Source organism: Rhodococcus sp. 14-2496-1d, from assembly GCF_002259365.1.
Lineage (GTDB): Bacteria > Actinomycetota > Actinomycetes > Mycobacteriales > Mycobacteriaceae > Rhodococcoides.
This window is the reverse complement of sequence record NZ_NPFV01000009.1, coordinates 187,081-208,335: the sequence shown is the minus strand read 5'-3', so window position 1 is coordinate 208,335 and position 21,255 is coordinate 187,081. Positions and strand designations below refer to the sequence as shown.

Genomic DNA, 21,255 nt, shown 5'->3' with positions numbered 1-21,255 from the left:
TGGTGGGAACACCTCTAGGTTGAAGGCATGATCGCGGATCGGTACGGGCCCGTTGCGGCAACGGTATGCGGTGGATTTGTTGCCGGACACTCGATTCGGGAATCGCTCGGCCAGGATTCGTTCCACATCGAGTCCTCGGGTAAGTGGTACGGGGCATTCGTGACCGCGCAGTGGGCAGGCTCACTCGCCGTGATGGCCGCTGTGGTCGTGCTCGCGGCAATTCATCGCCGCCGCCCCCGGGTGTCGGCTGCAGTGGCCGCCACGCTCGGGGCGGTGGTGATCGCACTGCCGTCATTCGTACCGATCGCTTCCAATCAAGCTGTGACGACCAACGCCCTCGGCTCCGGCGTTTTGGTCGGCGTCTGCGGATTCATCGCCGCTGGACGGGGGTTTCCGTCCGCCGGTATTGCAGCAGGACTGCTGGGCTCGATGCTGTTCTACAGCGCAATCTCGCCACTACGCGGACCACGTGAGGGACGGTGGATGGACAGTTTGGCGCCGCAGTACGTCGAATCGACCGTCCCTCTGCTCGTTCTCCTCGTGACCGCAGCGCTGCTGGTCACCATGACCCTGCGATCACCCGTTATCGGATTGGAGGCGTCCGATGCTGCAGTCGTCGGCGTACTCGCCCTCGTGTACCTGATCGTCTACACCTACCTCGGCAACACGGCGTCGACGATGAGGATGTGGATCTTCGCCGTCGCGATCGCCGTCGCGCTGACCTACGCCGCCGCGCTGAAGCTCGACGGTCGCGACGGCCGATACCTCATGCTGGGCTTGGCGATCGCGGCGTCCGGGGTGAACTCGCTGGCATGGTCGGACGCGTCGTGGTGGGTATTCGCCGTCGCCGCTGTGCTGTTCGTCGGCGCGATACGGGTGGGTCTGCACCGAGACCTGTCGACCCTCGCGCTCGTGGTCCTCGCCGTGGTCACGGCCACCGGTCTGATCGCGATGGACAACAGTGCGGTCAATGTCGTTGGAACCGTTGCGTATTGCACTCTGTATCCGGTCGCCCTCGGCCTGGCCGTCGGATCGATGCAACCGGTGCGCGCGGTGGCGTCGAGCATCACGCCCCTGATTCCGTTCGCGCTGACGCTGTTCTGGGTGTCTGCTCCGGTGCCGCCGCGAGAATTCTTCTGGACGGACGGCACATCCGACGACCACGAGCGGCCCATCGTCTCGCTGTATTCGCCGCTACCCGTGGGTGTGGTGACTGCGGTGATCGTCGTCGCGGCCTGCATTTTCGCCACCCGCGGCGACCGCCCGGAGCATCACGATCGAGTCTCGGAATCGTCCGGTCCGTGACGCTTCGGACGGTTGCTCGAGGTAACGTCACCTCATCTTCGGCCGATGTAGAGACTCGACCGGTGTAACTCGACGAAAAGGTGAAACAGCGTGCCACGATCTCGACGACACGGCTTCCGGCGAATCGGTTCGGCTACGGCCGTCGCCCTCGCAGTGGCGATTCTTCCGACCGCGCTGATGACGCCCGTCGCGTCCGCAGACGAACTGCCTGCGGCCACGACGCAGTCGAGCAACGGATCGCGAATCGAGTCGGTGAACACCCTCGACAACCGCCAGGTTCAGCTCCAGGTGTTCTCGGCGTCGATGAACCGCACCATTCCCGTGACGGTGCAGCGCCCCGCCGACGAGAGCGTGTCCCGCCCGGTGCTGTACCTGCTCAACGGCGCAGGCGGCGGCGAGGATGCAGCATCGTGGCAGTCGCAGACCGACGCCGAGGCATTCTTTTCGGACAAGAACGCGTACATCGTGACCCCGCAGAAGGGCAAGTGGTCGTACTACACCGACTGGCTGCAGGACGATCCGAAGCTCGGTAGCAACAAGTGGAGCACCTTCCTCGGCGAAGAACTGCCCCCGCTGATCGACGCCCAGTTCGACACCAACGGCCGCCAGTCGCTCGCAGCGCTGTCGATGACGGGCACCTCGGTTCTCAACATCGCGATCAAGTACCCGGGCAAGTTCGCCGGCGTCGCTGCCTACAGTGGCTGCGCTCAGACCTCCGACCCCATCGGTCAGCAGTTCGTCAAGCTCGTCGTCGAGACCTACGGCGGCGGCAATGTCGAGAACATGTGGGGCCCGCTCGACGGCCCAGTGTGGCGCGAGAACGATCCGCTGCTCAACGCCGAGAAGCTCCGCGGAACGCAGATCTACATGAGCACCGGTAGCGGCCTGCCGGGTGCACCGAACGACACCTTCGCCAACCCGCGCCTGAAGAACGATCCGGCGACGCTCGCCAACCAGGTCATCGTCGGCGGCGGCATCGAAGTTGCCACCAACTTCTGCACCTCGAACCTGGCCAAGCGCCTCGACCAGCTCGGCATCCCGGCCACCGTGGACTTCCGCCCGATCGGAAACCACTCGTGGGGCTACTGGCAGGACGACCTGCACAAGTCCTGGCCCTTCCTGGCGGGATCGCTCGGCATCTGATCCTCGGAACACCGAACAACGGCCACCTGCACCCCGCGTGCAGGTGGCCGTTCTTCGTTTCCCGAGGCGGTGGATCGGTGCAGAAATCGAACGTATGATCGAACGATGGCACGGCGCGCACAACCTCGACCGGCGTCCGCCGTGCGCCCCTTCAAGTTGCTCCGCCCGCCGCTGAAGGTCTGGATCGACCTGAACATCCTCTATCCACTACCGCCACACCACGCGTCGAAGTTCAACCCCGAGGGATTCGACGTACGACGCGTCGTACCGGGCGACCTGGTCGAATGGTCCATCACCGTGGACGGGGATTGGCTCGGTCGCGTCACGTACGAGTTGATGTCGCGAGACCGAAGCGAAACCGTCACGCACTGGGTGCCGAGCCGGGCACTCAAGCCCCTGTAGGGACGACAGAAGCTGTAGGGACGACAAAAGCTGTAGGGACGAGAAAGCCCCGCCTCGATGGAGGCGGGGCTTTCTGCGCAATTACCTTCAGAAGCTGTGCTTGCGGGCCTTCTTGGCGAGCTTGCGGGTGGTGCGCTTCGACGGCACGAACAGGTGCGCAGCACTGTTGCGACGGTTGCGTCGACGGATCAGCACGAACGCGACAGCGCCGGCAACGGCTGCGATGGCGGCGATGACGGGGGTGCCGACCTTCGCGGCCTGGGCGACATCGTCGCTGTCGATGTTGCGAACCGTGTTCCTCACGTCGTCGGCGACGGCGGAGGCCTTGTCGGCTGCCTTGTCGGCGACCTGGGAGGCCTTCTCCTTCACGTCGTCGGCATCGACGTTGGCGACCTTGTCCTTGACGGTGTCCTTGACGTCCTCGGCAACGTCGGCCGCCTTGTCGGCGACGTCGGAGGCGGCATGCTTGGCCTCCTTGGCTGCACCGGCAGCGGAATCGGCAACATTCTCTGCTACGTCGGAAGCCTTGTCGGCGGCCTGGTGGGTGTTGGCCTTGGCCTGGTCGGTGGCACCTTCGGCGCGGAGGCTGTCGTCACCGGTTGCCTCGCCTGCCTTCTCCTTCGCAGTCCCGGCCAGTTCTTCTGCCTTGTGCTGAGCCTTGTCGATGAAGTCGGCCATATCGGTGCGTACCTCTTTCGTGTAGGTCGTCTCCGGTCATCCGGAGCTGGGGGCGTCGCGGAGGACGCCGATAAGTATGAGTCGAACCGGCTGCTCCGAAACATACGTCCGACGGGAGTGTGATGGGTCACTATCGACCGGGCGCACTCGGCGTTGTGCATTGTGTCCATCCAGGCGGTCGAAATGTCGGTGAAGTGCACCTGTCGAAAAGATCGGTTCTACGCCACAGTCGACGGGTGTCCGCACGGATGCGCCGACCGCCACCGTGGTCGATTCCATGCCGAGGGGAGCGCCCAGAACCGTGAGCGGCAACAGAGTGTTCGTCATCGGCGTCGGGATGACCAAGTTCGAGAAGCCCGGCAGCAAACCGGGGTGGGACTATCCGGACATGGCCCGGGAATCCGGTACCGCGGCCCTCGCCGACGCAGGTGTCTCGTACGCAGACGTCGAACAGGCGCATGTGGGGTACGTGTACGGAGATTCGACGTCCGGTCAACGCGCCGTCTACGAGCTCGGCATGACCGGCATTCCTATCACCAACGTCAACAACAACTGCTCCACCGGATCGACGGCCCTGTATCTGGCGACTCAGACGATCCGGGGCGGCCTCGCCGACTGCGTCCTGGCGCTCGGGTTCGAGAAGATGCAGCCCGGTTCGCTGTCGGTGGCCTACGAGGATCGAGCCATGCCGCTCGGGCTGCACATCCAGGCCGAGGCAGAGCTGTTCGACTTCCAGTTTCCGGCCGCGCCCTGGATGTTCGGCGCGGCGGGGCGCGAACACATGGACAAGTACGGCACCACCACCGACCAGTTCGCGCGGATCGCGGTGAAGAACCATCGCCATTCGGTGAACAATCCGTACGCGCAATTCGACGACGAGTACTCGCTGGACGACGTCACGGCATCGAAGATGATCTACGAGCCTGCGGGATTGACACGCTTGCAGTGTTCGCCCACCTCCGATGGATCCGGTGCGGTGATACTCGCAAGTGAGGCATTCGTGGAGCGGCGTGGACTGTGGGATCGGGCGGTCGAAATCGTGGGGCAAGCAATGGTCACCGATCTGCCGTCCACGTTCGACGACCACAGTGCCATCAGCATCGTCGGCGCGGACATGACCCGTCACGCAGCTCGAAAAGTGTACGAGCAAGCGAACATCGGCCCCACCGACATCGATGTCATCGAATTGCACGACTGCTTCTCGGTCAACGAGCTGTTGACCTACGAGGCTCTGGAGCTGTGCGACGAGGGCATGGGCGGGACGTTGATCGATCAGGATCTGACCACCTACGGCGGCACCTGGGTGGTCAATCCCTCCGGTGGACTGATCTCCAAAGGTCATCCCCTCGGTGCCACCGGTCTGGCCCAGGCCAGCGAATTGACGTGGCAGCTGCGTGGGACAGCCGGGGACCGTCAGGTGCCCGGTGCGCGAATTGCTCTGCAGCACAACATCGGGCTGGGCGGTGCTGCGGTGGTGACCGCCTACCGTTCGGTGATGTGAAACCTGGGCACCGCGCGGTGCCGGACTTGCTGACGTTGAACAGGGATCGCGTTCGTCGCCTCGACGGTTTCTACGATGTGGATCGCTTCACCGTCGACGACGAAGCGCGAACTCACATGCAGCACTGGCTCTTTCGAGCTGCAATCGATGTCGGGGCGATAACGTGGGATATCGCGAGGTGGGGGCATCCGGAATTCGTTGCGGTGTTCGCGCATCGGAATCAACACGAACTCGAATTCGCGATAGTCTACGACGTTCGGTCGGCGCCTCCGGTCGTGTCCAGTGACGTGACGGCTTACCCTGCGAATGCTCGCTCGCTGTCCGGCGACGCATTCGCTCGCCTGCCTTCGACTCTGATTCCCGATCCTCCGACAGAGTTGGCGTGGCTGGCGTATCTGGTCTGCCGTTTCAACGATCTGCATCGTCGCACCGCAGCGCTGGTGGACAGGTGGCCTCGATGAAGACCACGAGTGTCTCAGCGGCATCTCATTGCTTGAGCTTCGCCAGGATCACGAACACAGGTTCTTCCGGGTCGATCTCGACTCCGGTTCGCTCCAGGAAGGCTCTCAGGAGTCCGCCGATCAGATCGGTCAGCTGGTCCACGAACCGATCGATATCCATGGTCTCGGATTCCTCTTCGAGCCACAGATCCGTCGTCGCGACGATCGCGCCCACCGCAGCTCGACTGGTGAACTCGACCCCGTCGTTCTCGAGGCCTATCGACTGCAGCACGGAGGTTGCCACTCCGGCGAATCGGCGCGCAACGTCCCTTCCGATATCGAACGCACCCGAGGAACTGTCCTCCGTCCACGAACGCGATTGGGCCAGAACGCGGAACACATTAGGGTGTCGATCCACGACGTTCGAGTAGCCACGCAGCGCGTGGCGCAATGCCGACGACGGAGCGTCCAGAAGGAAGTTGAAGTCCGCGACGGCGAGTTGATACACCTCGTCGGCCATGCGTTCGCCGAGCGCGGAGAGCAGGTCGGACTTGTCCGAAAACTGTCGGTACAAGCGCGGTTTCGTCGATCCGGCCTCACGAGCAATGGCGTTCATGCTCGGATTCGGACCATCGGCATCGATGACTCGGATCGCAGCATCGACGAATTCCTCGCGGGCGCGGGTCTGCCGGGAGTTCGGAGATCTTCGAGAGTCGGGCACGGCGGTCAGTCTAGGACGCTCTCGCGAGCTCGGTGTTGTCCGACAGGGGTTGACATACCGCGTCGGACTGCGCCATGGTGTAGCCGTAACCGCCGGTAACGAAAAGCGTACCGACGGTCCATTTCACTGAGGAGCGTCCTGCCGATGCCAGTCTCCTACGACCGGTCGTTTCAGCCACAACACAGAACGGTGGAGGTAACCGGTGCGCAGCTGTCGGTATTCGAGCAGGGAAACCTGCACGGTCCGACGGTGATTCTCGTGCACGGGTGGCCGGACACCCACCACCTGTGGGACGGCGTCGTGCCGGGTCTGGTGGATTCGTTCAGGGTGGTCACCTACGATACCCGCGGTCATGGACGGTCCACCTCGCAAGGAACTGTCGCCGAGATGCGGATCGAGCAGTTGGCGGACGACTTTCTCGCTGTCGTCGACAGCGTTCGGGCCGATCGACCCGTTCATGTTCTCGCGCACGATTGGGGATCGGTGCAGGTGTGGGATGCCGTATGCAGGCCAGGAGCCCATCGGGCCATCGCATCGTTCACCTCGATCTCGGGACCGAGTCTCCATCACATGGGTCGGTGGATGCAGTCACGGCTCGCCGCGCGAACCCCGATAGCGCTGTGGCAGTGGTTCACTCAAGTCATCTCCGGCATGTACACGCTCTTCTTCATGTCGGGGATTCTGTCGAGGACCTTCTTCAGGGTCTTCGGGACGCGGTATCTGTGGTCGTTGTTCCTGCGCATCGTCGAACGGGTCGACCGTCGAGACATCCACCTGGCAGAGAGTTTCACCGACGACATGGTCTCGGGTCTACGGATATACCGGGCCAACATCTTCCGCACCGTTCTGTTTCCGAGCAACCGTTTCACCTCGGTGCCGACCCAGTTGCTGATACCCACTCGCGACCCGGCCGTTCGCCCGGCCTCGTTCTCGGACATCGACCAGTGGGCCGCCGAGGTCGACATCCGTCGAGTGAAGTCCGGGCACTGGCTTCCCTTCAAGAATCCCGAGCTGGTGGCCTCGGCCACAACAGCTTTCATCGACAAGCACACAGCAAAGGATTAGCCGTGGACCCCCTCGATCCAGGTGTCGTCTCGCTCACCGCGCGCAACGTCGAGTTCGATTGGACGGATACACCTCTGCACTGGCTTCCCGACGAGCCCGTGGCCTCGCACACGATCAGCGCCCTGAACTTGTTGCTCCCGGAAGGTGAGCGCTGGTTCTGCGCCACGTACGCCGAAGCCCTCCCGTTGATCGAGGACGACAGGCTGCGCGAAGACGTCCGTGGCTTCATCGGACAGGAGACGATGCACGCCGAGACCCACAATGTGGTGCTCTACGACTTTCTGGACACCCATGGCATAGATCCTCGGCCGTTCGCTGCGCAGGCAGAGTTCCTGATGCGACGTGTCCTCGGTCCACGCCCCGGCCGCTCACCGAGGGGTGAACGTCAGCAACTCGTCGAACGTATTGCGTTGATCGGTGCCATCGAGCACATGACGGCATTTCTAGGTGACTACGCACTGAATTCGCAGTGGGACACACTGGGCGGCGACCCCACCATGATCGATCTCTATCGATGGCACGGTGCCGAGGAGGTCGAGCACCGGAATGTCGCACACGATGTCGCCCAATACTTCGGCGTCGGCTATTTCCGACGCAACATCGCCATGATCATTGCGTTCGTCGGGTTCTTGATACTCATGCTCCGCGGCACGAAGTACATCGTTCGACAGGACCCGTCGTTGAAGAACCGGGGATACCTGCGCATCTTCGTCGCCTGGATGGGCGCGATGAGGCGTGACGCATTGCCATCGCTTGCGCATCTGACCTGGGGAGTCGCACGATATCTCAAACCTTCCTACTCGCCGGAACACGAGGGCAACACCGCGCAGGCGGTGGCCTACCTGGCCTGGTCTCCGGCCGCGCGAGCGGCTGCGCGATGACAAGCGCACGTCCGGTGCCCACGGCCGTTCCGCCGGATCTTTACGGACGCCGCCGCCGGGATCTGTTTCTCGGTGTCATCTCCAACCTGATGAACGCGCACATGGCCGCGGTCGGTCGGCTCCGCAGGACTATGCCCGTCGGGCAACCGGTGGACAGATCCCTCACAGTCGTCGTCAGCGCCCGTAGCGTCGAGGCCCGCGACGACAACGTCGTCGCCCTGACCTTCACCCGACCGTCAGGAGACGCTCTCCCGCCGTGGCGACCCGGCGCACACATCGATCTCACGCTCCCATCGGGGCTCCGCCGTCAGTACTCGCTGTGTGGAGATCCGGCCGACGCGGACCGATACCGGATCGCTGTGCGGCGAATCCCCGATGGCGGGGGCGGGTCGGTGGAAGCGCACGACGTTCTGGACGTGGGGACCGAGATCGTGATTTCGGAACCGCGCAACGCGTTCGCTTTTGCCGTGCCGGGCTACGGATCGCCGGCCCGGCATCTGCATTTCGTTGCCGGCGGTATCGGGATAACCCCCATCCTGCCGATGCTGCGCCTCGCAGACAGCCTCGGCATCAGCTGGTCGATGGTCTACACCGGTCGCAGCACCGATTCGTTGCCGTTCGTGCCGGAGGTGCTCGCATTCGGTGACAAGGTGACTGTCCGCACCGATGATGTCGACGGCCTACCGACCTCCGCCGAACTTCTCACCGGCATCCGCCCGTTCGCAGCGATCTATGCCTGCGGACCCCCGCCGATGATCGGTACGTTGCGGACCGGTGCCGATGCCCTCGCCGACTGCGAGTTCCATTTCGAGAGATTCTCGGCACCGACGATCGTCGACGGTCGAGCGTTCACGGTCGAACTCGCCCGATCCGGTCGAGTGGTCGACGTGCCCGCCGACGTCTCTGCACTCGACGCGATCGTTGCGGCGCAACCCGACACCACGTACTCCTGCAGACAAGGATTCTGTCGCACGTGCATCGTCGGAGTGCTGAGCGGTACACCGGATCATCGCGACGGCGCTCTGACCGATGCCGAGCGAGCGGACCACATGCTGATCTGCGTATCACGCTCGCAGGGCGAACGGCTCGTGCTGGACCTCTGACCCTTTTCAGGACCACATCCCGAACCAGAAGGAGCACCAACGATGCACGACTTCGATCTCGTCGTAGAGAACGGGCTGTGGTTCGACGGCACTGGTGCCGAAGGGCGGATGCGCAACCTGGGCATTCGCGACGGACTCGTTGCCGAAATCTCCGCCGACCCGCTTCCCGTGGGTCGTGACACCGACGTTCTCGATGCCCGGGGAAAGTGGGTGATGCCCGGATTCGTGGACATACACACGCATTACGACGCAGAGGTACTCGTCGATCCACTGCTGCCCGAGTCGGTTCGGCACGGGGTGACGACCGTTGTCATCGGCAATTGCTCGCTCTCGACCGTGTTTTCCACCCCGGAAGAATGTGCGGATCTGTTCAGTCGAGTCGAGGCGATACCTCGTCAGTCGATGCTCGACATTCTCGACGATCACCGAAGCTGGACGAGTCCCTCCACCTACGTGTCGGTACTCGAATCGCTGCCGCTCGGTCCCAACGTCGCGGCGTTCATCGGTCATTCCGACATCCGTACCACGGTCCTGGGAATGTCCAAGGCCACCTCGACCCGCTACCGCCCCAGCGCATCCGAGCTCGATGCAATGGGTGAGATGCTCACCGAGAGCCTCGATGCCGGGTTCCTGGGCCTGTCGTCGATGACCAACAAGCTCGACAAGATCGACGGCAAGGAATTCCGGTCCAGGTCACTGCCCTCGACGTACTCGCGGTGGCGCGAACTGCGTTTCCTGAACCGAATTCTGCGTGATCGCGGACGAATCCTGCAGAGCGCACCGACCATCAACTTTCATCCCAACATCGCCGCGTTCTTCGCCGAGAGCTCCGGTTTGAGCGGCCGCCCCAAGCTGAAGACGTCGTTGCTCTCGGCAGCGGATTCCAAGGCGTATCCACCGATCGTCTACCTCATGCTTGCCGTGGCTCCGCTGCTGAACAAGTTCGCCAAGACCGACTTCCGCTGGCAGCACCTACCGGTTCCGTTCACGGTGTACGCCGACGGTATCGACCTCGTCGTGTTCGAGGAGTTCGGTGCCGGCGCCGCCGCATTGCATCTGCAGGACGAAGTGGAACGAAACGAACTGCTGCGCAACGAGAATTATCGTCGGTGGTTCCGCAAGAACTACGACGACAAACTCAGCCCCCGTATCTGGCACCGAAACTTCTACGACGCGGTGATCGTGGCGAGCCCCGATGCATCCATGGTCGGCAAGACATTCGGCCGACTAGCCGATGAGCGGGGAATCCACCCCGTCGATGCCTACCTCGATCTGGTTGTGCTGTACGGAAAGTCGCTGCGTTGGCGGACGACGATAGCGAACGACCGGCCCAAGTATGCGGACAGACTGGCCCGAAGTTCGGGAGTGCACATGGGTTTCGGCGATGCCGGGGCACATCTGCGAAACATGGCGTTCTACAACTACCCGATTCGATTGCTGAAGCGAGTGCACGACACCGGATTCATGAAGGTCGAGCACGCCGTGCACCGACTGACCGGTGAACTGGCCCAGTGGTTCGGAATCGATGCCGGTCATCTACGGCTCGGTGACCGTGCCGATCTGGTGATAGTCGACCCATCGGGACTGAACGCGAGTGTCGACGGCGTGTACGAGGCACCGATCGAACAATTCGGCGGAATCTCTCGCATGGTCAACCGCAACGACGAAGCGGTCGACGCAACCGTCGTTGCCGGAGAAGTCGTGTTCCGCGGCGGGCGATTCACTGCGGGCAAGAACGGCGGTAAGACCGGCCGCTTCCTCAGAGCCGGTGCGTATTCCAGAGACATCGACTCGACCGAACAATTGATCAGGAGTGCACTGTGAGCGTCAATTTCTTCGTCACCGGCGGAACCGGATTCCTCGGCAGGCGAGTGGTCCAGGAGATACTCGATCGGGATCCATCGGCCTCGGTCCACGTGCTGGTGCGAGCGGGATCGCTGGATCGCGTTGCGTCCCATCACCGGGTGCTGCCGATCATCGGGGATCTCACCGAACCGGGTCTCGGTATCGACGACGGGGTGTTGCCGGACCGTCTCGATCACGTCGTGCATCTCGGTGCGGTCTACGACCTGACCGCGGGTGACGATCAGGCCGTGACGAACGTGGAGGGAACACGCGAGGTAGCGCTCCTGGCCCTGCGCACCGGTGCCGTCATGCACCACGTGTCGTCCATCGCAGTCGCGGGCGATTTTCGGGGACGATTCACCGAGCACGACTTCGATCTGGGGCAGGGCTTTCCGACTGCGTACCACCGCACCAAGTTCGAGGCGGAGAAGCTCGTGCGAGGCATGGACGGACTCGAGTGGAAGGTCTATCGCCCGGCAGCGGTGATCGGAGATTCGAGAACCGGCGAGATGGACAAGATCGATGGTCCGTACTACTTGTTCGGCGCGTTGAAGTTGCTCTCCGCGCTCCCTGCCGGTCTTCCGGTGGCTGTGCCCGCTATCGGCGCGACAAATCTGGTTCCGGTCGATGTGGTCACTCGCGCGCTGGTGCATCTGATGCTCACCGACACCGGGACGGAGCGGGTGTTCCATCTCGTCAACCCCACACCTCAGCCCGTGCGCGAGGTGTACAAGGCATTGGCTTCTGCGGCCGGAGCTCCGCATCCGGTCGCCTCGCTGCCCGGGTCCGTGGGGCGATTCGCGTTGCGAAATCCTCGTCACCGGCAACTACGGCTGCTCCGGTCGGCGGTACTGAGACGTCTGGACCTACCGAGCGTCGTGCTCGAACACTTCGCGATCCCCACCGAATTCTCCTCCGCGATAACGTCGTTGGCCCTGAGGGGGAGTGACATCACGTATCCGCCGCTCGCCGACTACGCCACAGGGCTGTGGACGTATTGGTACAACCACCTCGATCCCACTCGCGCCCGGCGCCCGTCCACCCGGGGCCCGTTGGTGGGCCGACACATCGTCATCACCGGGGCGTCGTCGGGCATCGGCCGCGCGACTGCGATCAGGGTGGCCGAAGACGGCGCCCTCGTCGTACTGCTGGCCAGAAACGAAGAACAGTTGATGGCAACGGTGAACGAGATCCGCAGCAACGGTGGGCGGGCGTTCGGTTACGTGTGCGACGTGACGGACACAGAGGCCGTGGACGCCACCATCATTCGTATTCTCGCCGACCACGGTCACGTCGACATGCTGGTCAACAATGCCGGCCGATCCATTCGTCGCTCTCTTGCTCGGTCGACGGATCGGTTCCACGACTTCGAGCGAACCATGGCCGTGAACTACTTCGGTGCCGTCAGAATGACCATGGGTCTGCTTCCGCAGATGCAGGCACGCAGATTCGGCCACGTGGTCAACATCTCCAGTGCTGCGGTGCAGAATCACGCGCCCAGGTTTGCCGCCTACGTGGCGAGCAAGTCGGCACTCGACGGATTCAGCGAGGTGGCAGCGACCGAGCTGTTGCACGAAGGGATCACGTTCACCACCATTCACCTCCCGCTGGTCGATACGCCGATGATCTCCCCGTCCGACGGCTATCACGCCGGACCGATCACGAGTCCCGAGACGGCGGCCGCCATGGTGGTGCGGGCTCTGGTCAAGCGACCCCGGAGAATCGACGTTCCTCTCGGCACGATCGGCGAATGGGGACATACGTTCACACCGCGCTTGAAGCTGTGGATCGCGAGCGCCATGCATCAGGCCATGGGCGACTCTCCGGCTGCCCGGGGTGCGTTGCGGGCCGACATGTCCGACACCTCGGTGCTCGAGGACGTGCCCGCATCGGATCGACGTGATCGGCACGCGCCCAAGCCCTTTCGTCGTCTCGCCGCGATGGTTCCCGGCGCGCAGTGGTAGACCCTCCGGCGTCGTCGTTCGGGAAACGGCGTGATCCGTCCCGTCTGGATAGTCGGATTCGATTCCGATGCAGGCAAATTCGACTCTGCTGGCACCAAGTGAAAATACATCTTGTCAGATAGGTGTGGTGTGGCTTACGCTGATTCTCGGAAGCCACTCGGCTCACTCTCACCCTCTCGCGGGTACTTCGTCGGGACAGCAGAACGGATATCTCATCCAATGATCGATTCAGGTGGTCGGTGGGCGCGACGCGCTCAGGTAATTCTCTTGGTGGTCGGGGCAGTGCTGGCCGGGGGAGGAGTCGCAGAGGCGAATCCGCAATTCCCACCGGCCTTTCCGTCGGACCAGAATCAGCTGCCACAGCTACCGTCGGAACCGCAGTTGTACGAGGTGCTGCCTGTGCCGGTCCCCGACGAGGATCCCTGGTACGACGACCCGTCGGATATCGAGAACTTGGAGCCTGGTGCAGTCGTGCGCACGCGTGAGGTGCAAACGCGCATTCTGGGTATTCCTTTTCCCGTCTACACCCGGCAAATTCTGTACCGGACATCGGACGTGCACGACACACCGACCGTGACTGCGACGACGGTTGTCGTTCCGGGAATTCCGTGGACGGGAAGCCCGCGACCCGTGGTGTCTTTCCAGGAAGCGATAGATTCCACCGACTCGTCGTGCAACCCTTCCTTCACCCTTCAGGTCGGAACGATGAAAGAGTCTGCGCTGCTTGCAGGGTGGTTGGCGCAGGGATTTGCCATCAACATTCCTGACTTCGATGGCAAGAACAACACGTTCAACACGTACGACGAGGGCAAGATGGTGCTCGACTCGCTGCGGGCGATGAAGAACGAGATGAACCTGGGGTTGTCGGAATCCGCGATTGCGCTGTACGGCTACTCGGGCGGCGGTTCGGGATCGTTGCGTGCTGCCGAACTTCGGCAGAGCTACGCGCCGGACATCGCGTTGAGTGGTACGGCGATCGGCGGGACGCCCGGCGACCTCGTAACGCTCTCGAATTACGCGACCGAACCCCAGACGGGAATTGCAGGCACCGGGAACTTCACGATGTGGCTCGGATTCGCTGCGCTCTCGCGTCAGTACCCCGAAGTCTTCGACAGCAGTGAATTGTTGACCGTGGAAGGTCAGCAGTTGGTGGCCGATCTGGAGAGCCGCTGCGTCTACAGCGCAGCCCTCACCGGCGTGTATCGGCCGATCAGCGAATACTTCCAACCCGGAAAATCTCTGGCCACCGCACCGGGAGTCCTGAAGGTGCTGCAAGACAACAGTCTCGGACAGCACATTCCGGACAGTCCGATCCTGTGGTGGCACGGAGTGTGGGATGAGCTCATTCCGCAGTCTTCGGTTCTGCCGACGGTGGAAAAATACTGGGCGAGCGGAGCCGATCTCCGGTTCTACACCTCACCGATACCGGAACATCTCGTGAACTCCACAGTCGGTTTTCCGCCGGCGGTGGCATGGATTTCTGCCGTGCTTCGCGGACTTCCCCCCGGCCCGACCTTCAAGGCGGATTTCGCGCCACTGCCGGAGGGATTTCCAGGAAGTTGAGGTGACGGGCTCGGTTGGTCAGCCGCCGTCGGCCATGCCAACGCGCCGGGAAGCCACAGAGCTGCGCCGACGGTGTGGCTGATGGTGTCGTACTCGTCGTCCTGAATGGACAGGCCGGCGTCGCACCCGATCAGCCCGATCTCTGCGTCGTCGTCGATTGCGGGGTAGCGGCAGTGTGGTGAGGCGGGAGTGTCGGTTCTCTCCGAGGCTTCCTGATGCGTCGACGCATCTCGGCGGCCTCGTCTTCCAGGCTGCTTCGGGAGATCACCGTGCCCATGCAGACGGCCAGCATGGTCGACACGACCAGCCATAGAAGAAAAGCGATGTAAACGACGAGCCACATCGTGCACCTTCTCTCGCTGCCACACAGCACATAAGCCATCACCGGATGGTTCATCGATAACTGGCATGCTAGCAGGGTGCATGTCCGGGCGCATCGCGTGACCTGGGGAACCTCACGGCAGCACGCCCGGCTCGCTACCGCCGTTCGTTGTCCAACTGCACAACCGGATGCGACCGGGGGTACGCGAATGTCCGATGGACCACGGCGCTGTGCCGGTGATGAACTGAACGAGTCCTGTCACGCACTCGATGACGGGACCGAGCGCGAACGCGGTTGCAGCAGTTGATCGACAGAGACGGAGGCGTCGATGCGTAACTCGACCGAGGATGCGATGCTGCTCGATTTCGCGGCGCAATGGCAGCCGTACGGCGGTCCCGAGGCGTCCGAGATCTTTCTCCGGTTCGGCATCGGGCGCGGTGAATTCCGAGCCCGAGTCCACCGGGCACTGATACGTACCGGCGCTGTCGACATGGACATCAAGGTCTATCGGAGCCTGCTGCGATATGCGACCGGATGACGGCGAGATCGTCGTTCGCTCGGTCGTGATCCACCAGAGCTGCCCTGGCCAGTTCGACCAGGGTGTCGACGTACGGCGCGAAAGTGGCATCGGGCGAAGGTGCAAGTGCCCATTCCTGGGCAAAGATGTTGGCAGCACCGATAATTGCGAGAACGACCAGCCGATAGTCCCTGTCCGCCAGTTCCCCTCGGGCCGCCGCAGCCGATGCAAGTCCACCGAACATATCGACGATCACGTCTCGCTGGCGGGTTCGCCACAACTCGATATCGGTGCTGACGCCGACGACCTCGACGTAACAGACGCGAGCTGCTGTGCGGGTGTGGCACGTGACGTCGAGATACGCGCGAATCGCGGCTTCTATCGATGTCGTCACCGGTTGCGGGCCGGTCGCACCGATGGCATCACGCGCCGCGTCTTCGCCGCTGCGGTTCAGTGACGTGACGAGCAGCTTGAGCAACTCCGAGCGACTGCCGATCTCGCGATAGAAGTGTCGCGTCGAGACATTGGACTCGGAGCAGAGCATGCCTATCGTCGTCGCGGCGTATCCGCGGGTGCCGAACAGCGTCAGGGCTGCGTCCAACAGTCGGGTGACACGCTCGGATGCGCGCTCCTCCGCAGATCTGCCTGCATACTTCCTGTCGGACATGACGCGAGCTTACTGACCGGTGTTGTGGGCGGTCAGCTCGTCGAGCGCAGCCTGCACTTTTCTCGGGGAGCGCGCGCCGAGCTCGAGGCGTACGCCGCCGTGAGGGAACGTCGGTTGAAGTCCAGACCCGATCCCCTCGACGCGAGTAGGACGAGGGCGATGACTCCTGCGGCCCCGACCACCACAGGAGTCATCGGGTACTGGTTCCGGGCGCGATGGGGGTGCAGCCAACGGAGGGAGTGAAGTTCATGAGGGGTTCCTGTCTTCGGTATGCCTTGAAGACTGTCATTGACACCACCACTCGTCAATGGCACATTATGTGATGTAAGTCGCGATCCGCTGCTTAGTCGGTCGACATTGCGATGGTGTTCGGCAAGACAGTGAGGCGTGGCGTGACGAAAAGCCCAGGTAGATGGCCCGAGGTCGACGATACTGTCGACAACTTCAAGGACGTTCTCATCATCGGTGCCGGCATATCGGGCGTCGGCGCCGCATATCGCTTGCAGGAGATGGCTCCGGAGCTGAGCTACTCGATCCTCGAGGGCCGCGAGCGGGCAGGCGGTACCTGGGATCTGTTCAAATACCCCGGAATTCGGTCGGACAGCGACATCTTCACGTTCTCGTTCCCGCACACGCCGTGGCAGGGAGACACTCTGCTCGCGCACGGCGAAGACATCCGCAACTACATCGTCGATACCGCCTACGCCAACGGTATCGACGAGCACACGCATTTCTCGACCATGGTCACTGCGGCGAACTGGGATTCGTCGACGGACCTGTGGACGGTCGACGCGCTGACGAACGGTGTTCCCACTACCTACCGCAGTCGATTCGTGTTCCTGTGCACCGGCTACTTCGACTACTCGGGTGGGTACACCCCCGATCTTCCCGGGCTCGAGGAGTTCAGCGGGCAGGTGGTGCACCCCCAGCAGTGGCCGGAAGGGCTCGACCACACCGGCAAGAGGGTCGTCGTGATCGGAAGTGGCGCAACCGCAATCACATTGGTGCCCTCTCTGGCGGCCGACGCCGCGTCGGTGACGATGCTGCAGCGTTCACCCACCTACATCGCGTCACTACCGATGACCGATCCGTTCACCACGATCACCAAGCGCCTCCTGCCGGACTCGCTGGCGCACAGTGCATTGCGGTGGCGCAATGCACTGTTGATGGTCGGCTCGTACCAGTTGTGTCGACGGGCACCGAAGACGGCCCGCAGGGTGTTCCGGGCGATGACGAAGGCGCAGCTGCCGCGTGGATACGACGTCGACAAGCATTTCAAGCCGACCTACGCCCCGTGGGACCAGCGTCTGTGCGTCGTGCCGGACGGCGATCTCTTCAAGGCCATTCGTTCCGGTCGCGCGACGGTGGTGACCGACCGGATCTCCGGTGTTACCGCCGACGGTATTCGCGTGGAATCGGGAGAGGAGATTCCTGCCGACATCATCGTCACCGCAACGGGGTTGAAGCTCCAGGCCTTCGGCGGAATCGAGCTGTCCCTGGACGGAACGCGGTTCGAGGCGCACGACAAGTTCGTCTACAAGGGCCACATGCTCGAGGATGTGCCCAACGTTGCCTGGTGCATCGGGTACACCAATGCTTCGTGGACGCTCAAAGCCGACATGACGGCCCAGGCGGTAGCGAAACTGTTGGTGTACATGCGATCTCACGGATACACCCACGCGACCCCGGACCGTCAGGGCAAGGCCGTGGAATCTCGTCCGGTCGTCGATCTCGCCTCCGGCTACGTCACGCGGTCTCTGAACGAACTCCCCAAATCAGGGACGGAGCGCCCGTGGTCGGTACGCCAGAACTACATTCTCGACAGAATCGACGCGCGCTTCGACGATCTGACGGAATCGATGACGTTCGGCCGTGCGGCGCAACCGAAGGTGGCCGGATCGAACCCGCCGGGTATGGAGAACGTGTACCGCATCGAGTCGAGAAAGATTGGTATGCAGTGACTTCGGAAATCGATGGGCTGACTCTGGCGCACACGATCCGGGGTGAGGGCCCGACGTTGGTACTCATCCACGGCATCGTGCACCGGCAACATGCGTGGGACAGTGTCGTCGAGACACTGGCACGGCACCGGCGAGTGGTGACGGTGGACCTGCCCGGCCACGGTGATTCGCCGGAGCTCCCCACCGAGGAGTTCGACCTCGGCCCGTGGATCGTCGCCGAGCTCGAGCGGTTCCTCGAGCACGTGGCGGTGGACGGTGAGAAGCCACATGTGGCCGGGAATTCGTTGGGCGGATACTTCGCACTCGAACTCGCCGCCCGTGGGTCGGTCGCCTCGGCCACCGCGCTGTCTCCGGCCGGCTTCTTCCGCGGACACTGGGATCAGACACGTGCGCTGCTCGTGTTCCGATTGCTGCGCGCGTTGTCCCGAGCGATCAGTCCGATCGCACCGGCCGTGATGCGTTCGGTCGTCGGTCGCACGATCGCCAATGGCGTCTTCTACGCCAAGCCGTGGCGAGTTCCCGTGGCCACGGCCACCATCGACGCGCTCAGTATCACCACCAACCGCGCGATCGACGCGGCGGGTAACGCAGTGCCGCGCTTCAGCATTCCGGTTGACGAGTCCGTTCCTGTCACGGTCGCGTGGGGCCGTCGCGACTGGGTTCTGCCGGTGTATCAGGCACCGCTGGTGCGTCGAACCTTTCCGCAGGCGGACGTGACGACGTACCCCGGCCTCGGGCACGTACCGATGTCGGACGACCCCGAGCTGGTGGCGTCGATTCTGTTGAGGGGATCACGAACCGTCTCGCAGTCGGCGTGAGCGTTCCGGAGAAGGTCGACGGGCGAAGCCACCGGTGGCGCGATCACCGGATCGCCCGGCGGCGTGAACTGCTCGACTGCACTCTGGCCGCGATTCGTCAGCAGGGGCACAACATCGGTATGGACGACATCGCATCGGCGAACGGTGTCTCGAAAACCGTTCTGTACAAGCACTTCGCCGACAAGAAGGGCCTGGCGGACGCTGCGATGGCTCGATACGTCGAGACGGCGCTGGTGCCTCGTATCCAGGACGCGATGTCCGACGACCTCGACGAGTACCACCTCACCCGCGCAGTGATTTCCGCCTACGTCACGACTGTCGCCACCGATCCCGAGATCTACATCTACGTTCACGCCAACAACGCCGTCTCCGGCAACCGAGACGTCATCACCGCCGCGGAGGGACTGATCGCAGAATTGCTGGCCGGTGTCATCGCCGACAGATTTCGAGAGCGACAGTTCTCCACGGCCGGCTCGATGCCCATCGCCTTCGCGATGATCGGTGCCGTTCGGCTGGCGTCACACTGGTGGATCTTCGATCGGACCATGACGGTCGACGAGCTCGTCGACTACCTCACCATGATGGTGTGGGGTGGAATCGCGGGTATAGCGCGCGCCGCGGGATCTGCTGCGACGTTCACGTCGGCACCTCACTCGTTGACGCTGGAGAGCTGAGCCTCCTCGCCGTCGGTGATCTGTTTCAACTCGTCGCCGGTCGCGAATTGTGTTGCGCCGTTCACCTTCATTGCAGTCGGGGTAACTCGGCGAACGCAGTGAGGTCGGACATGACACGGCGGTCGATCTTGCCAGTGGTGGTGCGAGGGAGGTGGTCGACGAACACCACGTCGCGCGGAGCCTTGAAGCGGGCGAGTTCGGTTCGGATGTACGTTCGGACGGCCTCCGCAGTCAGAGTCGGATTCGATCGCACGATGACCGCAGACAAGCGCTGACCGAACTCGTCGTCGGGTACGCCTGTCACGGCCGCTTCTTCGATGTCGGGATGCGCGTACAACGTTGCTTCGATTTCGCCGGGAAACACGTTCTCGCCGCCGGAGACGATCATGTCGTCGTCCCTGCCGTCGACGAACAACAGCCCGCTCGAATTCCAATGCCCTACATCGCCGGTGGACATCAGGCCGTGTGCGAAGGCCTTGTTCCCACCGGACGAGTAGCCCTGGAACGAGATGGAGTTTCCGACGTGGATGGTGCCCCTGCGGTCAGGTTCGGACACCACGTCACCGTCGGCGTCGATCAACTTCACGACGATGCCGAGGGGTGGACGCCCCACGGTTCCAGGACCCGCCAGCCAATCTGCCGGAGTGGCGACAGTGGCCGTTCCGGTCTCGGTACAGCCGTAGTAGTTGTAGATGACGGGGCCGAACTTCTCGATGGCGCGGTTGCCCAGACTCGGAGCGAGAGCTGCTCCTGCAGTGAAAATGATGCGCACGCTCGAGGTGTCGTGAGTGTCGATGTCGGGGGAGCAGAGAATGCGGTGCAGCATCGTCGGCACCAGGACGACGGCCTCACATCGGTGAGATTCGATCTGGCGCAGAGCCTTCGCGGTATCGAAACGCCCATGAAGTACTACGGTGCATCCCAAATTGATGGCAATGATGAACTGAAACAAAGCAGTTCCATGGAAGAGGGGAGCGCACAGGAGCACTGTCTGACCGGTCTCGAGGGGTACTCGGTCGAGAAATTGAGCCGAAGCGAAGGCCGAGCCGACCTCACGCGGTGCGCCCTTGGGGGTTCCCGTCGTCCCTCCGGTCAGCAGCACGAACTGGCCCTGCCGAGTGGGTGCCGGTAGCGCAGTGTCGATGCTGTCGTGACCGATTCCGTCCCTCGCCCTTCCGAGTCGGGTGATGTGTGGCGGTAGTTCGGTAAGAACGGCATCGAATTCCTGGTCGTGGACGACTGCAGAGATCCGCTCTCGCACTGCAACATCCGCGAACTGCCTGCCGCTAAACCCGGTGTTCATCAACACAAGCCTGGCACCGAGCTTGGCTGCGGCGACCATCGCCAGTACCAAACCGCGGTGATCACGGCACAGCACGGCAATGGTCGATTCTTCGCTCAGGCCACATGCATGCCAGTTGTGGGCGATGGCGTTGGTGGCACGGTCGACCTCCCGATAGGTCAACGGACCGGCATCGTCGATGATCGCGACCCGGTCTCCGTGCCACCTGGCTCCGGTGGTGATTCCACTGGCGATCGGTCCGAGAGTGCGCACTGCTCTGGACTTCTGCCGAACGCGCAGCGGACGCTTCAGATCGATGATTCCACTGCGCTGCATGACTGCGATCTGGCGAGCTCGCAGCACTGTGGACTCCAAGGCTGGGTATGTGGACATCGAAACGTGA

At 62.9% G+C, this 21,255-nt stretch carries 21 protein-coding genes; 15 read left to right on the top strand and 6 right to left on the bottom strand.

Annotated features, from left to right (window positions below):
• The first annotated feature begins 27 nt into the window (after nt 1-27).
• The 3 genes from CH296_RS06345 to CH296_RS06335 all read left to right on the top strand — a co-directional run bounded on the left by CH296_RS06345 (nt 28) and on the right by CH296_RS06335 (nt 2,850).
• Complete coding sequence (locus tag CH296_RS06345; protein ID WP_094684272.1) at nt 28-1,305, top strand: hypothetical protein; 1,278 nt, start codon at nt 28-30, stop codon at nt 1,303-1,305.
• A 177-nt stretch (nt 1,306-1,482) separates the two neighbouring features.
• Nucleotides 1,483-2,448: an alpha/beta hydrolase gene (locus CH296_RS06340; protein ID WP_373453486.1), complete on the top strand. Its 966-nt coding sequence runs from the start codon at nt 1,483-1,485 to the stop codon at nt 2,446-2,448.
• Nucleotides 2,449-2,553: 105 nt separating this feature from the next.
• Entirely contained in the window at nt 2,554-2,850 is a 297-nt protein-coding gene (locus CH296_RS06335) for a hypothetical protein (RefSeq protein WP_032376174.1), read from the top strand.
• An 87-nt stretch (nt 2,851-2,937) separates the two neighbouring features.
• Here the strand turns inward: CH296_RS06335 and CH296_RS29860 are convergent, their stop codons facing one another.
• Nucleotides 2,938-3,528, bottom strand: a complete 591-nt coding sequence (locus tag CH296_RS29860) for a CsbD family protein (RefSeq protein ID WP_094630263.1) — start codon at nt 3,526-3,528, stop codon at nt 2,938-2,940.
• Nucleotides 3,529-3,829: 301 nt separating this feature from the next.
• Between CH296_RS29860 and CH296_RS06325 the strand changes: the two genes are divergently transcribed.
• Nucleotides 3,830-5,029 (top strand): lipid-transfer protein, encoded by a 1,200-nt coding sequence (locus tag CH296_RS06325; protein WP_255137228.1) that lies wholly within the window; start codon nt 3,830-3,832, stop codon nt 5,027-5,029.
• On the opposite strand, the gene CH296_RS28540 is transcribed toward CH296_RS06325, so the two are convergent.
• Nucleotides 5,011-5,256, bottom strand: a complete 246-nt coding sequence (locus tag CH296_RS28540; RefSeq protein ID WP_143546328.1) for a hypothetical protein — start codon at nt 5,254-5,256, stop codon at nt 5,011-5,013. The two genes, CH296_RS06325 and CH296_RS28540, sit on opposite strands and share 19 nt — an antisense overlap.
• Nucleotides 5,257-5,316: 60 nt before the next feature.
• On the opposite strand from CH296_RS28540, the gene CH296_RS28840 reads away from it, so the two are divergent.
• Nucleotides 5,317-5,490 carry a hypothetical protein gene (locus tag CH296_RS28840; protein ID WP_179277645.1) on the top strand — a complete coding sequence of 58 codons (174 nt, stop codon included), beginning with the start codon at nt 5,317-5,319 and terminating at the stop codon, nt 5,488-5,490.
• A gap of 25 nt (nt 5,491-5,515) precedes the next feature.
• Here CH296_RS28840 and CH296_RS06315 read toward each other — a convergent pair whose 3' ends face one another.
• Nucleotides 5,516-6,190: a TetR/AcrR family transcriptional regulator gene (locus tag CH296_RS06315; RefSeq protein WP_068055593.1), complete on the bottom strand. Its 675-nt coding sequence runs from the start codon at nt 6,188-6,190 to the stop codon at nt 5,516-5,518.
• A gap of 144 nt (nt 6,191-6,334) precedes the next feature.
• Between CH296_RS06315 and CH296_RS06310 the strand changes: the two genes are divergently transcribed.
• The 6 genes from CH296_RS06310 to CH296_RS06285 all read left to right on the top strand — a co-directional run bounded on the left by CH296_RS06310 (nt 6,335) and on the right by CH296_RS06285 (nt 14,611).
• Nucleotides 6,335-7,255, top strand: coding sequence for an alpha/beta fold hydrolase (locus CH296_RS06310; protein ID WP_052047947.1), 921 nt, complete (start codon nt 6,335-6,337; stop codon nt 7,253-7,255).
• Between the two features lie 2 nt (nt 7,256-7,257).
• A complete protein-coding gene (locus CH296_RS06305) occupies nt 7,258-8,136 on the top strand; it encodes a metal-dependent hydrolase (protein ID WP_094684270.1) in 879 nt (292 codons plus the stop codon).
• On the top strand, nt 8,133-9,239 hold the full coding sequence (locus tag CH296_RS06300; RefSeq protein WP_094684269.1) for a PDR/VanB family oxidoreductase: 1,107 nt from the start codon (nt 8,133-8,135) through the stop codon (nt 9,237-9,239). Before CH296_RS06305 ends, CH296_RS06300 begins: the two co-directional genes overlap by 4 nt.
• Before the next feature lie 42 nt (nt 9,240-9,281).
• Nucleotides 9,282-11,063 carry an amidohydrolase family protein gene (locus tag CH296_RS06295; RefSeq protein ID WP_094684268.1) on the top strand — a complete coding sequence of 594 codons (1,782 nt, stop codon included), beginning with the start codon at nt 9,282-9,284 and terminating at the stop codon, nt 11,061-11,063.
• Nucleotides 11,060-13,048 carry an SDR family oxidoreductase gene (locus tag CH296_RS06290; RefSeq protein WP_094684267.1) on the top strand — a complete coding sequence of 663 codons (1,989 nt, stop codon included), beginning with the start codon at nt 11,060-11,062 and terminating at the stop codon, nt 13,046-13,048. Before CH296_RS06295 ends, CH296_RS06290 begins: the two co-directional genes overlap by 4 nt.
• Before the next feature lie 219 nt (nt 13,049-13,267).
• The gene (locus CH296_RS06285) at nt 13,268-14,611 is read left to right on the top strand and encodes a lipase family protein (protein WP_094684266.1); all 1,344 of its coding nucleotides are present in this window, start codon (nt 13,268-13,270) and stop codon (nt 14,609-14,611) included.
• Nucleotides 14,612-14,741: 130 nt separating this feature from the next.
• Here CH296_RS06285 and CH296_RS28835 read toward each other — a convergent pair whose 3' ends face one another.
• Complete coding sequence (locus CH296_RS28835) at nt 14,742-14,954, bottom strand: hypothetical protein (RefSeq protein WP_179277644.1); 213 nt, start codon at nt 14,952-14,954, stop codon at nt 14,742-14,744.
• A 307-nt stretch (nt 14,955-15,261) separates the two neighbouring features.
• On the opposite strand from CH296_RS28835, the gene CH296_RS28535 reads away from it, so the two are divergent.
• On the top strand, nt 15,262-15,471 hold the full coding sequence (locus tag CH296_RS28535) for a hypothetical protein (RefSeq protein WP_143546327.1): 210 nt from the start codon (nt 15,262-15,264) through the stop codon (nt 15,469-15,471).
• On the opposite strand, the gene CH296_RS06275 is transcribed toward CH296_RS28535, so the two are convergent.
• Entirely contained in the window at nt 15,431-16,117 is a 687-nt protein-coding gene (locus CH296_RS06275) for a TetR/AcrR family transcriptional regulator (RefSeq protein WP_094684264.1), read from the bottom strand. The genes CH296_RS28535 and CH296_RS06275 overlap by 41 nt on opposite strands.
• 362 nt (nt 16,118-16,479) lie before the next feature.
• On the opposite strand from CH296_RS06275, the gene CH296_RS06270 reads away from it, so the two are divergent.
• Genes CH296_RS06270 through CH296_RS06260 form a run of 3 tightly spaced genes read left to right on the top strand, consistent with a single transcriptional unit; the run spans nt 16,480 to nt 19,570 of the window.
• Entirely contained in the window at nt 16,480-18,078 is a 1,599-nt protein-coding gene (locus CH296_RS06270; protein ID WP_256980351.1) for an NAD(P)/FAD-dependent oxidoreductase, read from the top strand.
• Nucleotides 18,075-18,896 carry an alpha/beta fold hydrolase gene (locus CH296_RS06265; RefSeq protein WP_373557272.1) on the top strand — a complete coding sequence of 274 codons (822 nt, stop codon included), beginning with the start codon at nt 18,075-18,077 and terminating at the stop codon, nt 18,894-18,896. The genes CH296_RS06270 and CH296_RS06265 overlap by 4 nt, the downstream gene beginning before the upstream one ends.
• A complete protein-coding gene (locus tag CH296_RS06260) occupies nt 18,893-19,570 on the top strand; it encodes a TetR/AcrR family transcriptional regulator (protein WP_094684263.1) in 678 nt (225 codons plus the stop codon). Before CH296_RS06265 ends, CH296_RS06260 begins: the two co-directional genes overlap by 4 nt.
• A gap of 67 nt (nt 19,571-19,637) precedes the next feature.
• On the opposite strand, the gene CH296_RS06255 is transcribed toward CH296_RS06260, so the two are convergent.
• Entirely contained in the window at nt 19,638-21,245 is a 1,608-nt protein-coding gene (locus tag CH296_RS06255) for an AMP-binding protein (RefSeq protein WP_094684262.1), read from the bottom strand.
• Between the last annotated feature and the right edge of the window lie 10 nt (nt 21,246-21,255).